This is a genomic window from Streptomyces sp. NPDC060000 (assembly GCF_042737375.1).
Lineage (GTDB): Bacteria > Actinomycetota > Actinomycetes > Streptomycetales > Streptomycetaceae > Streptomyces.
The window spans coordinates 34,801-48,092 of record NZ_JBHWUU010000055.1 but is presented as its reverse complement, the minus strand read 5'-3'; the positions used below and the strand labels follow the sequence as shown (position 1 = coordinate 48,092).

General features: G+C 71.6%; 10 protein-coding genes. All 10 read left to right on the top strand.

The features are described 5' to 3' along the window. The first annotated feature begins 531 nt into the window (after nt 1-531). The 10 genes from ACFWBB_RS26925 (at nt 532) to ACFWBB_RS26880 (ending at nt 13,267) form a co-directional block, all read left to right on the top strand. Nucleotides 532-2,292, top strand: a complete 1,761-nt coding sequence (locus tag ACFWBB_RS26925) for a hypothetical protein (protein WP_385277451.1) — start codon at nt 532-534, stop codon at nt 2,290-2,292. Between the two features lie 120 nt (nt 2,293-2,412). Then, nucleotides 2,413-3,207 carry a thioesterase II family protein gene (locus tag ACFWBB_RS26920; protein WP_385277449.1) on the top strand — a complete coding sequence of 265 codons (795 nt, stop codon included), beginning with the start codon at nt 2,413-2,415 and terminating at the stop codon, nt 3,205-3,207. Between the two features lie 53 nt (nt 3,208-3,260). Next, complete coding sequence (locus ACFWBB_RS26915) at nt 3,261-5,012, top strand: fatty acyl-AMP ligase (protein ID WP_385277447.1); 1,752 nt, start codon at nt 3,261-3,263, stop codon at nt 5,010-5,012. Beyond that, complete coding sequence (locus tag ACFWBB_RS26910) at nt 5,009-6,781, top strand: acyl-CoA dehydrogenase family protein (protein WP_385277445.1); 1,773 nt, start codon at nt 5,009-5,011, stop codon at nt 6,779-6,781. Before ACFWBB_RS26915 ends, ACFWBB_RS26910 begins: the two co-directional genes overlap by 4 nt. Then, a complete protein-coding gene (locus ACFWBB_RS26905) occupies nt 6,778-8,499 on the top strand; it encodes an acyl-CoA dehydrogenase (RefSeq protein WP_385277443.1) in 1,722 nt (573 codons plus the stop codon). Before ACFWBB_RS26910 ends, ACFWBB_RS26905 begins: the two co-directional genes overlap by 4 nt. A 49-nt stretch (nt 8,500-8,548) precedes the next feature. Continuing rightward, entirely contained in the window at nt 8,549-9,376 is an 828-nt protein-coding gene (locus ACFWBB_RS26900; RefSeq protein ID WP_385277441.1) for an enoyl-CoA hydratase/isomerase family protein, read from the top strand. A 105-nt stretch (nt 9,377-9,481) separates the two neighbouring features. Next, nucleotides 9,482-10,891, top strand: coding sequence for a condensation domain-containing protein (locus ACFWBB_RS26895; RefSeq protein ID WP_385277439.1), 1,410 nt, complete (start codon nt 9,482-9,484; stop codon nt 10,889-10,891). Then, nucleotides 10,884-11,891 (top strand): alpha/beta fold hydrolase, encoded by a 1,008-nt coding sequence (locus ACFWBB_RS26890; RefSeq protein WP_385277437.1) that lies wholly within the window; start codon nt 10,884-10,886, stop codon nt 11,889-11,891. The genes ACFWBB_RS26895 and ACFWBB_RS26890 overlap by 8 nt, the downstream gene beginning before the upstream one ends. Beyond that, nucleotides 11,888-12,151: an acyl carrier protein gene (locus tag ACFWBB_RS26885; RefSeq protein WP_385277435.1), complete on the top strand. Its 264-nt coding sequence runs from the start codon at nt 11,888-11,890 to the stop codon at nt 12,149-12,151. Before ACFWBB_RS26890 ends, ACFWBB_RS26885 begins: the two co-directional genes overlap by 4 nt. A 21-nt stretch (nt 12,152-12,172) precedes the next feature. Then, complete coding sequence (locus ACFWBB_RS26880; protein ID WP_385277433.1) at nt 12,173-13,267, top strand: zinc-binding dehydrogenase; 1,095 nt, start codon at nt 12,173-12,175, stop codon at nt 13,265-13,267. Nucleotides 13,268-13,292 lie beyond the last annotated feature (25 nt).

Genomic DNA, 13,292 nt, shown 5'->3' with positions numbered 1-13,292 from the left:
CAATTGCGCCCTGTTGCCCACCCCCGGCTATGGAGTCTCCGGTACCGGGTGAGTGCGCGTCAAGCATGAATGATCTTCGTCGCCTCCTTGGGGATTTCTTTGATTCCTTGGTGAACGCTTTACCCGATGCGGAGGGCGAAATCCGGTCAGAAACAAGAGAGTTGCGCACAGCCCCGGCGCGGGAAGGTATGGTTCCGCAGTCGCCGCGTGAGGTCCCGCAGTCGGATCCCTCCGTGGTGAAACCGCGTTTCTCCTGGGCCTCGTGCTCGGACGCGGACACGGCGCGTGAACGCGCCGCATCCCACTCGATTCACCGTCGTCACGAGCAGTGACTTCTCAGCCACTCCTGACCCGACCGTGCGCGGTCGGTGCTTCCCGTGACGGCCCGGGTTCAACCCTCCACTCGTTTCGAGAGATTTCTCAGCGTCCGGCGATCGTCGGACGGCTGTCGTCGCTTCACCCATGGAAAGGGAATGCGGGCGAATTATGTTGAGATTCCACACCATCCGATGGTCCCTGAGTCTTCTTGCCATGGTCGTACTGATTTCGGGGATGCTGGCGATTCCCGGTCCGTCGGCGTCCGCCGCCCAGCACTCCGGCAGTGTCCCGGAGACCTCGCGCCCCGGTCCTTACGCCGTGCGTTCCCAGACCTACGATCTGGGCGACACGGCCTTCCAGCCGACGGGCTTCGCGGGCAAGGTCGAGCTGACCGGCGTGGTGCACGCCCCGCGAGACGCACGGGGACGCCGGTTCCCGCTGGTCGTCCTCCTGCACGGCAGGCACCAGGTGTGCGGCGCCCCGGACGGTTCGACGGACGCGAACTGGCCCTGTCGCAGCCCGTTCACCCCGATCCCGAGTTACCGGGGCTACGACGCCGTGGGCAGGCTCCTGGCCAGTCACGGGTATGTGGTGATCTCCATATCGGCCAACGGCATCAGTGCGGCCGACAACGCCGACGCCACCTACGGCCAGACCGCCCGCGGTGAGCTGATCCAGAAGCACCTGGACCTCTGGAAGGAGTGGACGAGCAAGGGCGACGGGCCCTTCGGCCGCGAGTTCGACGGGGCGATCGACTTCGGGCGGATCGGCCTCATGGGCCACTCGCGGGGCGGCGAAGGCATCGTGAGCGCCCTGAAGATCAACGAAGCCGCCGGGCACCCCTACGGCATCCGGGCCGTCCTCGGCGTCGCCCCCACGGACTTCCTGCGCCAGACCACCTCCGGCGTGGCGGCCGGGCTCATTCTGTCCGAGTGCGACGGCGACCAGTTCGACCTGGAAGGGGCGCACTACTACGACGACGCGCTGTCGGCCGGGCAGTCCGACACGTCCCCCAAGTACCAGGTGGTGATCGCCGGAGCCAATCACTACTTCTACAACTCGGCCTGGTCCCCGAGCAGCGGCCTGCCCGGAGCCATGGACGACTGGGACAAGATCACCGCGGCCGGCGGCACCGGCGGCGAGTGCGCGCCCGGCAGCGGCGAACGCCTCACCGAGGCACAGCAGCAGGCCGTCGGATCGGCCTACATCACCAGCTTCTTCCGCCTGCGGCTGGGCGGCGAGCGGCAGTTCGCCGGACTGTGGGAAGGCAGCCGGAGCCTGCCACCGTCGGCCTCCTTCGCCCGGGTCGCCACGACCTACCTCGCCCCTGTCGCGTCCGGCGCGCGACTGGACGTCAACCCTCTCTCCAGCCCCGGCGACTTGACCGAGAACGCGCTCGGCGGCGGCGTCGTACTCACCGGCTTCGAGACGCCCGCGTTCTGCGGTGGCGCCGGACAGCCGACGGAATGCCTCGGCGGGACCTACGCGGGCAAGAAGCTGGAGCCGCATGGCTACACCGCCTTCCGCGGCACCGCGTCCCCCGGCCTCGGCCTGCTCCGGCTCCGCTGGGACCACGCCGGCGCCTCCCTCGTCAACGAACTGCCCGCGTCGGCACGCCGCGTCGGCACCTACCGCGACCTCACCTTCCGTGCCGCGCTCGACTTCTCCGATGCCCTCAACGCCGATGTGACGGACGTACCCGTGCGGGTGGTGCTCACGGACGGCGCCGGCCGCCAGGCGTCGCTCAGCACGGCGGACCACGGTGGGCGGCTGACGCCTCCCGCCGCGCTGACCGACGTGGGCGACGGGGCGGGCCACCAGCTCACGGTGCGCAGGCTCCTCTTCAGCCAGATCCGGGTCCCGCTCATGGCCTTCGCAGGCATCGACCTGGACGATGTCCGCTCGGTGGGCCTGGTGTTCGACGGGACGCCGCGGGGGGCCGTGGACCTGAGCGGCCTGTCGTTCAGCGACTGACGCCCACTCGCTCCGGCTGCGGCGATATGGCCTGAATATAGGTCGGGGCGGCAGCTTGGCAGGGCGGCTGCCGGAGGTCCGGTGGGCGACGGCCTGTTCCATCGGTCCGGAAGGACGGTCATGACCGACTCAGCAGCCCGGTGGTTCCGCGCATACCGCGGCACCCCGGAGCCGACCCTGCGACTGGTGTGCTTCCCGCACGCCGGTGGCGCCCCGACCGCGTACCGGACCTGGGCGGGCGCCCTCCCCAAGGACGTCGAGGTGCTGGCGACCTGCTACCCGGGGCGGCAGGACCGGATCGGCGAGCCGTTCGCCGAGTCCGTGCACGCCATGGCCGACCGGATCAGCACGGCACTCGCCCCGCTGGCCGACGTCCCGCTGGCCCTGTTCGGGCACAGCATGGGATCGGTGGTCGCCCACGAGGTCGCGCTGCGACTGCGGTCGCGGTACGGGGTGTCTCCGGTACGGATCTTCGTATCCGGCTCGGAGGCCCCGCACTGCCGCGAACGCTCCGCCGAGCAGCCGGAGAAGGACACGGACTTCCTCGCCGAACTGCGCCGGCTCGGTCACTCCTCGCTGGCCGCCATCGACGACCCGCTGCTGCTGGAACTCGTACTGCCGAGCATCCGCTCGGACTACCGGCTGTCCGCGGCCTACGAACCGACGGCCGACGCTCCCCGGCACAGTGCCCCGCTGGTCGCCTATGCGGGTGCCGGGGACGGCGACTGCACACCGGCCGATCTGGCGGCCTGGTCCGAGTACACCAGCGCTGCCTTCGAGGCCCGGACCTTCCCCGGCGACCACTTCTACCTCCAGGACCAGGAGCAGCAGCTGCTGGCGCACATCAGCGGCCATCTGCAGTCGGACCTGCGGCTGCGGCAGGTGCTGCGCGCCACGCGCGCCGGCCGGACCTGAACCGAACGCCCCACATCGCCACCCCCTCCGCAGCAGGAAAGGATCCCGACCCGATGCCCGTTGACCTGGTGAGCCGACTGGTCCGACACGGCCGTGACATCCCGGACCGGCAAGCGGTGGTCTTCGTCCGGCACGGTGCCTCCGGCCCGCTGGAGGAACCGCTGACCTACGGCGAACTCGACCGCCGGGCCCGCTCCATGGCCTCCTGGATCCGGCAGCGCTGCGCGGTCGGGGACCGGGTCCTGATGCTGTACGGCACCGGTCCGGACTTCGTGACCGTGCTGGCCGGCTGTATGTACGCCGGGGTGGTCGCGGTGCCCGCGCCCCAGCCGAGCACCCAGCGCGGCCACAGCTCCCGGTCGGACGGCATCGTGCGGGAAGCGGACGTCACCCTGGTGCTCACCGACTCGGACCACCATGAAACGGCGGCGGAGCTGCTGGCCCGCGCCGCTCTCGGGGACATCCCGTGCGTGGCCACCGACCGGCTCGACCTGCCGGACGCCCCCGACTGGCAGGTCGAGCCTCCCGCCGCCGACCGACCCGTGATCATCCAGTACACCTCGGGTTCGACCAGCGCGCCCAAGGGAGTACTCGTCACCTGGAGCTCGCTCGGCCACAACCTCGGTCTGACGAGCCGTGCCTTCGGCGTCGACGCCGACAGCCGCACCCTCAGCTGGCTCCCGGCGCACCACGACATGGGCCTGATCGGGATGCTGCTGACACCGCTGTACCAGGGCGCGACCGCCTACAAGATGCCCCCCATGGACTTCCTGCGCCGACCGCACCTGTGGCTGGAACTCATCGGACGCAAGCGGATCGACACGGTGGTGGCGCCCAACTTCGCCTACGACCTCTGCACCCGCCGGGTGACCGATGCCCAGCTGGCCCGGCTCGACTTCAGCTCCCTGGTCAACGCGGGCAACGGCGCCGAACCCGTCGACGGCCGCACGCTGCGGGCGTTCGCCGAACGGTTCGCCCCGGCCGGCTTCCGGCCCGACCACTTCAGCCCCTGCTACGGCATGGCGGAGACCACGCTCATCGTCGCCGGCACCCTGCCCGGCGAACCGCCGGTGACGACCCGGGCCGACGGCGACGCCCTGGCGGCCAAGGAACTGCGGCCCGTGCAGGCCGGCGCCGACGGACCGATCCTGGTCAGCAGCGGCCGGGTGCACGACCTGGACGTGCGGATCGTGGACCCCGAGACCCGGGCCACCCTCCCCGACGGCGGGATCGGCGAGATCTGGGTGCGCGGCGCCAGCGTCGCCGCCGGCTACTGGCGCAACGAGGAGGCCACCGAGCGGACCTTCCGGGCCGCCACCGCGGAAGGCGAGCGGGGCTTCCTGCGCACCGGCGACACCGGCGCCGTACACGACGGCCGGTTGTACGTCACGGGCCGGATCAAGGACCTGCTGATCGTCAACGGACGCAACCTGCACCCGCACGACATCGAGCGCGAACTGGTCCTGCTGCACGACGGCTTCCAGGGCCTCAGCGGCAGCGCCTGCTCGGTGCCGGCCGCCGGAGAGCAGATCGTGGTGATGCAGGAGATCCGGCGCACCACGGCCGACCCGGACGAACTCGCGGAACTGACCGGCCGGCTGCGCGGCGAGCTGTCCGCACGCGTCGGCGTCCGCATCCCCAACCTGGTGCTGCTGCGCCCCGGACAGGTCCGCAAGACCACCAGCGGCAAGGTGCAGCGCTCGCTGATGCGCGAACTGTTCATCGGGGGCGGCCTGGAAACGGTGTTCGAGGACCTCGACGCGGCGGCGGCCGCCCGCTACCGGGGCGAGGAGTCACTGGTATGACCAGCACTGCCCCGGCGCACCCCGCGTACCGGGCGGCCCTGCTCCTGGACCGTTCGCTGGGTGACCCCGACGACGAGGGCCGGCTCTTCTCGTACGCGCGGTGCGGGGCGCTGGACGACCAGGAAGAGTTCCCGGTCGAGATCTGCCACGAACTCGACCTCCTCGGCCTGCCGGCCGCCTATGTCCCCGCCGCGTACGGCGGTTCGCTGCACAGCTACGAACACGTGCTGCAGCTGATGCGCGCCGTCGCCCGGCGGGACCTGACCGTCGCCGTCGCCCACGGCAAGACCTTCCTGGGCGCGGTCTCGGTCTGGGTCGGCGGCACCCGGCGCCAGGCCGAGGAGCTGGCGGCGCTCGTGATGGACGGTGCCGCGGTCTCCTGGGGCCTGACGGAACGCGACCACGGCAGCGACCTGCTGGCAGGGGAGACCGTTGCCCGGCCGGACACCGGAGGCTACCTGGTCAGCGGCGAGAAATGGCTGATCAACAACGCCAGTCGGGGCCGGCTGGTGTGCGTACTGGCCCGGACCGGCGAGGCGGGCGGCCCACGCGACTTCAGCCTGCTGATGATCGACAAGGCGCGCCTCGCCCGGTCCGCCTGTCGTCCGCTGCCCGCGGTGAGACTCCACGGCATCCGAGGCGCCGACATCAGCGGGGTGACCTTCACCGACGCGCCGGTGCCGCGCTCGGCGCTGGTCGGTGAGGAGGGCGGAGGCACCGAGACCGTACTCAAGGGCCTGCAACTGACCCGGATCCTGTGCGCCTCCCTCTCGCTCGGGGCGGCGGACAACGCGCTGGACCTGGCCACCGACTACGCACTGCGACGGGAGGCGTACGGCAGCCGGCTGATCGAACTGCCGCAGACCCGGCGGCTGCTCGCGCAGTCCTACGCCGATGTTCTGCTCGCGGAGGCCGTCACACTGGTCTCGAGCCGCAGCATCCACGGCCTGACGGGCGAACTCGCGGCCGTCTCGGCGGTCACCAAGTACTTCGTGCCCACTCTGATCGACCAGGTCATCACCCGGCTCGGCACGGTGCTCGGCGCACGTTCCCTGCTGGTCGGCCCGACCCATCGGCACGGCCGCTTCCAGAAGGTGCAGCGCGACCACCGGATCGTCGGCATCTTCGACGGCAACACCCTGGTCAACCTGCACTCGTTGGTGAACCACTTCCCCCTGCTGGCCCGTCATGCGGCGCGCCGGACGGTCGACGCGGAAGGCCTCGCCGCCGCCACCGCGCTGACGGCCCCGCTGCCGGACTTCGACCGCGACCGGCTGTCGCTGCTGCCGCGCACCGGCTGCAGCCTGGTGCAGGCACTGCCCGCCGCGGTCGAGGAGATCTCCGTCCTCGCGGCGCGTGGCGCGGCCCCCGTGTCACTGGCCCGCCGCGCACGTGCCGTCGGCGTCGCGGCCGCAGACCTGGCGGCCGACCTGGCCGCGCACCGGCCGACCCCCGTCGAGGTGCCGGCCGCCGCCTTCGACCTGGCCCGACGGTACGCCGACAGCTACGCCGCATCGGCCGCCGTACACCTCTGGCTGCGCAACCGTGAGGCCGCGGACGCGGGACGGGGGCCCTACCGGGACGACCTGTGGCAGGACGGTCTGTGGCTGGAGGCGGTGCTGGCGCGCGTGCAGGCCCGGCTGGGACCCGGACGTACGGACCCCGCCGACGACGTCCTGGACCGGCTCGTCCCGGTGCTCGCCGAACAGCACCGCTCCGGACTCCTCCCGTCCCTCCTGCACTACCCCCTCGTGAAGGGCAGCGCATGACCACCGCCACGACGAGCCCCGCGCTCTACGCCGACCTCGACAGGCCGTCGCCGCTGGAGGCCCTGCTCGGCGACCCCGACGACCAGGACAACCCGCTCGGCTTCGCCTCCTTCCTTGCCGCGGACGAACGCGGCGACCTGCACCAGGCAGGCGAGCGTGTTCTGGATTCCTATGGGCTGGGGGCCGAGTTCGTCCCGGCCCGGCTCGGCGGCCGCATGGGGCGTGCCGACGAACTGGCCCGGGTGCTGCGCCCGCTGTTCCGCCGGGACGCGGCGCTCGCCCTGGGACACGGGGCGAGCAACCTGGTCGGCTCGGTCAACGTGTGGTCGGAGGGCAGCGCGCAGCAGCAGCGCATGCTGGCCGACGTGCTGTGCCGCAACGGACGTATCGCCGCCGCGTACACCGACATGTCGACCGGGAACGACGTCACCCGTACGGCGTTCCGGGCCGACATCCGCTCGGACGAGATCGTCCTCAACGGGCGCAAGGAGATCATCAACAACCTGGCCAGGGCCGAGGCCGTGACCATACTGGCGCGGACCAGCGACGCGCCGGGCAGCCGCAGCCACTCGATGGTTCTGGTCGACATGGCCCATGCCCCCCGCGACCGGCTGCGCTTCCTCCCGCGCTACCGGACGTCCGGGGTGCGCGCCATGTACCTCGGCGGCCTGGAGTTCCAGGACTGCCCCCTGCCGGTGACGTCGGTGGCGGGCGGGGTCGGCGAGGCCATGGAGACGATCCTGCGGGCCTTCCAGGTGACCCGGGCGGTCCTGCCCGCCGCCGTGCTCGGCATGGCGGACCAACAGCTGCGCACGGTGACCGACTTCGCGGTCGGACGACGCCTGTACCGCCGTACCGTGGCCGATCTTCCGCACGCTCGCGCCGTGCTCACCGGGGCCTTCCTCGATATCCTGACCGCCGACTGCCTCGCCACCACGGTGTGCCGTGCGCTGCACCTGCTGCCGCGGCAGAGCAGCGTGTACGCGGCGGCGGTCAAGTACCTCGTGCCGCAGTTGTTCCGGGACACCGTCGACGAACTGGCGGTGGTGCTCGGTGCACGCTCCTTCCTGCGCGAGGGTCCCTACGGCAGCTTCCAGAAGCACGCCCGGGATCTGCCGGTGGCCTCGCTGGTGCACGCGGGCGGTACGGTCTGCCAGGCCACCGTCATTCCGCAGCTCCCGCGCCTGGCGCGGCACGGCTGGCCGGTCGAGGAAGCCGCCGACGCCGAGGTGTTCCGTCTCTCGGCCGCCCTGCCCGAGCTGGACTTCGACCGGCTAGGCGTCACCGCGGGCCGTACGGATCCGCTGCTGTCCACGCTGAAGGAGGCCGCCGACCGGTTGCGCGGCGAACCCGTACTCGGGGCCTTGTGCGGCCAGTTGACCGAGCAATTGCGCTCTCTCGCGGCGGACTGCAACGCGCTCGGACCGCGCGATCGGACTCCGTTGGCCGGGCCGGTGAGCTTCGAACTCGCCGAGCGGTACGCGCTGTTGCTGGCCGCCGCCTGCTGTCTCGGCGTGTGGCTGGGCAATCCGGACCATCCCGGAGCGTTCCTGCGTTCGGACGCCTGGCTGGTCGGCGTGCTGTCCCGGCTGACGGCCCGGCTCGGCCTCCCGCCGGTCGCGGGCGCGGACGGCGTCGAACCAGAGGTCTTCGTCGAGCTGATCGGACGTTACGAGCGGGGCGCGGGCTTCGACCTGACCGGCCGTCGGCTCGCCTGAGGGGGAGGACACAGTGACAGGTACGACGGCTTCGACGGGTATGGCGGGTATGGCGGCTTCGACGGGTATGGCGGGTACGTACATAAGGGTCGAGACCGACGGGCCGGTGGCCACGATCCGGCTGAACCGGCCGTCATTCAGCGGGGTCGACCCACGGCTGCCCGAGGAGATGATCTCGGCGGCGGCCCTGGTCGGCGAGGACCCCGGGGTCCGGGCCGTGATCGTCTACGGCAACCGCCGGATCTTCGCGACCGGAGCCGATCCGCGTGACATGGGCGGCCGTTCCCCGGCCGCCGTGAACGCGCACACCCGGCTGCTGCACGCCGGGTTCGACGCCATCGCGGAGATCCCGAAACCGGTGGTCGCCGCGATCGCCGGGTTCGCACTCGGCGGCGGACTGGAGCTGGCGTTGTGCGCCGACTACCGGGTGGCCGGCGAGGGGGCGGTCCTCGGCCTGCCCGAGACCGATCTGGGAATCATCCCGGGCACCGGGGGCACCCAGCGACTGCCTCGCCTGATCGGCCCCGGCCCGGCCAAGAAGCTGATCTTCAACGCGAGCCGCATCACCGCCACGGAGGCCGTCACCCTCGGCCTCGTCGACGAAACGGTCCCCGACACCGAAGTCCGCTCGGCCGCGCAGCGCCTGGCCGAACACTTCGCCGGGCGCCCCACGGCCGCCCTGGCCGCCGCCAAACGAGCGATCGACGGCGGCTTCGGCCGACCACTCGGCGTAGGCCTGGACCTCGAACGGGAGGAATTCGCGGGGCTGTTCTCCGAGTGCACCACCGACAGGCCTCGCCCGGCACACCGAACGACCGCACCCCGTCACTCATCGACCACCGGCCGACCCGCCCCGGCTTCGCCGACCGGTTCCTGAACCACTGCGGCTCGGACGAGCCCGCCCGCCCCGTAGCCCACCCCTGACCCGGCCGACGGCCGGTGCCCGCCGTCGTCCGGTCGTTCGGCCGGAGTGAGGATCACGATGCCCAGCAGCCATCCGCTCTCGCATGCCCAACAGGCCCTGTGGTTCCTGCGGCGGCTCGCACCCGACAGCGGTGTCTACAACACCGGGGTCGCGCTGCGGATCCGTTCCACGGTCGACGTCTCCCGGCTCGGCCTGGCGATCGCCGAGACGGCCGGGCGGCACGAGCTGGCCCGTTCGACGTTCGACGAGCGTGACGCCGAGCCCGTCCGCCTGCTGCACGAGCGCCCGCTCGGGGGTCTGGAGGTACGGGACCTCGGGGACGTCGACGACCAGTCCCTCGCCGACACGGTGCGCACGGAGCTCGTCGCCCCGTTCTCGCTGGAGCGAAGCGGTGCCTTCCGCTTCGTACTGCTGCGGCGCAACCCCACCGACTCCGTCCTGCTGATCGCCGGCCACCACATCGCCACCGACGCCACCTCCAACTGGCTGGTGCTGCGCGATCTCATGCAGACCTACCGTCGGCTGACCGAGGGAGAGGACCACAGGCTCGCCACGCCCGCCGGTTCGTACGACACGTACGTGGCCAAGGAGGGCGCCCTGCTCGCATCCCCGCGTGGCGCCCGTATGGAGCGCTACTGGCACGAGCTGTGCGACGGCGCGGTACCGGCCGCGATCCCCACCGACCGGGCGCGCCCCGCCGTTTCGAGCGACGTCGGGCGCACGCACCACATCGACCTGGGCGAGGACCGCCTGGGGCCGCTGCGGGAGGCCGCCCGGGCCTCCGGCGTGTCGCTGTTCTCCTTCCTGCTCGGCACCTTCCAGAGCGTGCTGCACCGTTTCACCCGGCAGAACGGTTTCCTGGTGGGCTGTCCGACCACCACCAGGCTGAGCCCCGCGATGCGTGAGGTGGTCGGCAACTTCATCAACACCCTGGTGTTCCGCGCGGAGTTCACCCCGGCCACTACGTTCCGTCAGGCCGCACTCGCCGCCGACCAGCAGGTGAAGAACGGCCTCGCGCGCGTCGGCTACCCCTTCGAACTCCTCACCCGGACCGCCAACCGCCCACGGACCAGCGCCGGTTCGTCCATCTGCCGGATCACCTTCAACATGATCGGCACCCCCACGCCGGACCCGCTGCTGCGGCTGCTCCTGGACGGCGAGTCGACAAGCGCACCCCTTCGGTACGCCGACCTGCTGCTGTCGCCGTACGAACTTCCGCAAGCGGAGGGCCAGTTGGATCTGGCCGTGAGCGTCAGGCAGAGCGCCGAGTCACTGGCCGTCGACTTCCGCTACGACGTCGACCTGTTCGACCCGGCCACCATCGAGACGTTCGCCCGGTACCTCGTACGCGGCCTCGACGCGGCCATCGCCGACCCGGACGGCCCGGTCGCCCGCCTGCGCCTCATGAACGGCGCCGAACTGGCCCGGCTCCTCGCACTCGGGACGGGCGGCGGCACCCATGGCTGAGATCACCCACCGCACGGTGCGTGCGGCCGGCCGACGGGTGCACGTCGCCGAGGCCGGGAACGGCCCCCTCGTCCTGCTGCTGCACGGATTCCCCGAACTCTGGTACTCCTGGCGCCACCAGCTGACCGGGCTGGCCGAGGCCGGCTACCACGCCGTCGCACCCGACATGCGCGGCTACGGCCGGACCGAGATCCCCTCGGAGGTCGGCGACTACACGATCCACCACCTGGTCGGCGACGTCGTCGCCCTGATCGGCGCCCTCGGAGCCGAGCGGGCCGTCGTGGCCGGACACGACTGGGGCGCGCAGGTCGCCTGGCACACCGCCCTGATGCGTCCCGACCTGGTCGACGCAGTGGTCGGGATGAGCATTCCGTACCGGCCGCGCCCGGGGCTGCCGCCGCTGCCCGCGATGCGACGGGCGTACGGCGAACGCTTCTACATGCTCTGGTTCCAGCAACCGGGCGTGGCAGACCGGGAGCTGGCCCGGGACGTGCCCGGCTCGCTGCGCAGGCTGTTCGCCGGCACCTCCGGCACGGCGCCCGCCTTCGAGCCGGTGGTCCCGGAGGGCGGGGGCTTCCTCGACCTGTACCCGGGGACCACCGCACTGCCCGGCTGGCTCACCGAGGACGATCTCGCCGTGTACGCCGACGCGTTCACCGCGACGGGCTTCACCGGAGGCCTCAACTGGTACCGCAACCTCGGCGCCAACTGGGAACTCACCGCCCCCCTCAACCGCGCCAGGGTGACCGTCCCGGCGCTCTACCTCGCGGGCGAGAACGACTTCGTCGTCCGCGGGCTCGACCACGGCCGTCTGGACGACGAACTACGGCGCGCCGTCCCCGGACTGCGGGAGACCGTCCTGCTGCCGGACTGCGGCCACTGGACCCAGCAGGAGAGACCCGCCGAGGTCACCTCGGCGCTGGTCGACCTCGCCGGATCCCTCGCCCCCCGCCGACACCGAACCAACTCCTTCCCCAGAGCAAAGGAAGCCCACTCATGAGCCCGACCCCCCAGGACGTCACCACCTGGCTGACCGACAAGATCGCCTTCTACCTCGAGGTTCCCTCCGACCACATCGCACCCGACGTCAAACTCGCCGAGTACGGCCTGGAGTCCGTCTACGCGCTCGCCCTGTGCGGCGACGTGGAGGACGAGTACGGCATCGAGGTCGAACCGACCCTCGCCTGGGACTACCCGACCGTCGAAGCACTGGTCGGTCTGATCCAGGAGCGTCTGGCCGCCGTCCCGGCCGCCGGCTGACCAGGGAACGAGGCCGATCACATGCGTGCCGCCATCACCCGCGCGGGGGCGCTCGTCGTCGAAGAGGTCCCCGATCCGGTGCCTCAAGAGGGCCAGGTGCTGGTCCGCACCCTGGCCTGCGGCATCTGCGGTTCCGATCTGCACGCCCTCGGTGACCCCGAGGCGTTCGCCGACATCACGCGCCGCTCCGGCGGAACCGCATACGACATCAGGAACGGCCTGGTGCTCGGCCACGAGTACGCGGCCGAGATCGTGGACTACGGTCCGGGCACCGTGCGCGCACTTCCGGTGGGTACCACGGTCTGCGGCCCGCCGATCGGCTTCGGCCCGCAGGGCAGCGGGATCGTCGGCTACACGCCGGCGTTCCCGGGCGGCTTCGGCGAGTACATGATCCTCTCCGAGGCCTTCACCATGCCCGTACCGGGCGGCCTGGATCCGCGTACGGCCGCGCTCACCGAGCCGTTCTCGGTGGCGGCCCGGGCTGTCCGCAGGGCCGAGATGGCCCCTGGTTCCGTCGCGGTGGTCATCGGCCTGGGCCCGGTCGGCCTGGGGATCGTTGCCGTACTGAAGGCGCGCGGGCACGGCCCCGTGGTCGCCGTCGACTTCTCCGCCGGACGCCGTGCGCTGGCCGAGAAGCTCGGCGCCGACATTTTGATCGACCCCGCTGTGGAGTCCCCCTACGACCGGTGGACCTCGTTCGGGGTGATCGCCGGCATGACGGAACGGATGGCGGCCGAATACCGGGGGCTGCGGCCCACCGAGGCGGTCCTCTTCGAATGCGTCGGTGCGCCGGGGATGTTCGCCCAGGTCGTGGTCGGCGCCCCCGTCGGCGCGAAGATCGTCCTGGTCGGCGTCTGCCTGCGCCCCGACACCGTCGAGCCCGGCCTGCTGGCCGGCAAGGAGCTCGACGTCCGCGGCTCCTTCGGCGGCAGCCCGGCCGAGTACCGGCAGACCCTGCGCGACATCGCGGACGGCCGCATCGACGCCGGAGCGATCATCACCGGCACGACCGGACTGTCCGGTCTGGCCGACGCCCTCACCGCACTCCGCGAGCCCGACCGTCACGCGAAGATCATCGTCGATCCCTCGCTGGACGCCACGCGCGCCCCCGGCTGACCCGAGCGCCCCGCACTGGAGGACA

What these genes read in the sequence shown, in the direction of transcription:
- ACFWBB_RS26910 (WP_385277445.1), top strand. Translation starts at nt 5,009, where the DNA reads ATGACCAGCACTGCCCCGGCGCACCCCGCGTACCGGGCGGCCCTGCTC.
- ACFWBB_RS26900 (WP_385277441.1), top strand. Translation starts at nt 8,549, where the DNA reads ATGGCGGCTTCGACGGGTATGGCGGGTACGTACATAAGGGTCGAGACC.
- ACFWBB_RS26895 (WP_385277439.1), top strand. Translation starts at nt 9,482, where the DNA reads ATGCCCAGCAGCCATCCGCTCTCGCATGCCCAACAGGCCCTGTGGTTC.
- ACFWBB_RS26920 (WP_385277449.1), top strand. Translation starts at nt 2,413, where the DNA reads ATGACCGACTCAGCAGCCCGGTGGTTCCGCGCATACCGCGGCACCCCG.
- ACFWBB_RS26880 (WP_385277433.1), top strand. Translation starts at nt 12,173, where the DNA reads ATGCGTGCCGCCATCACCCGCGCGGGGGCGCTCGTCGTCGAAGAGGTC.
- ACFWBB_RS26890 (WP_385277437.1), top strand. Translation starts at nt 10,884, where the DNA reads ATGGCTGAGATCACCCACCGCACGGTGCGTGCGGCCGGCCGACGGGTG.
- ACFWBB_RS26885 (WP_385277435.1), top strand. Translation starts at nt 11,888, where the DNA reads ATGAGCCCGACCCCCCAGGACGTCACCACCTGGCTGACCGACAAGATC.
- ACFWBB_RS26925 (WP_385277451.1), top strand. Translation starts at nt 532, where the DNA reads ATGGTCGTACTGATTTCGGGGATGCTGGCGATTCCCGGTCCGTCGGCG.
- ACFWBB_RS26915 (WP_385277447.1), top strand. Translation starts at nt 3,261, where the DNA reads ATGCCCGTTGACCTGGTGAGCCGACTGGTCCGACACGGCCGTGACATC.
- ACFWBB_RS26905 (WP_385277443.1), top strand. Translation starts at nt 6,778, where the DNA reads ATGACCACCGCCACGACGAGCCCCGCGCTCTACGCCGACCTCGACAGG.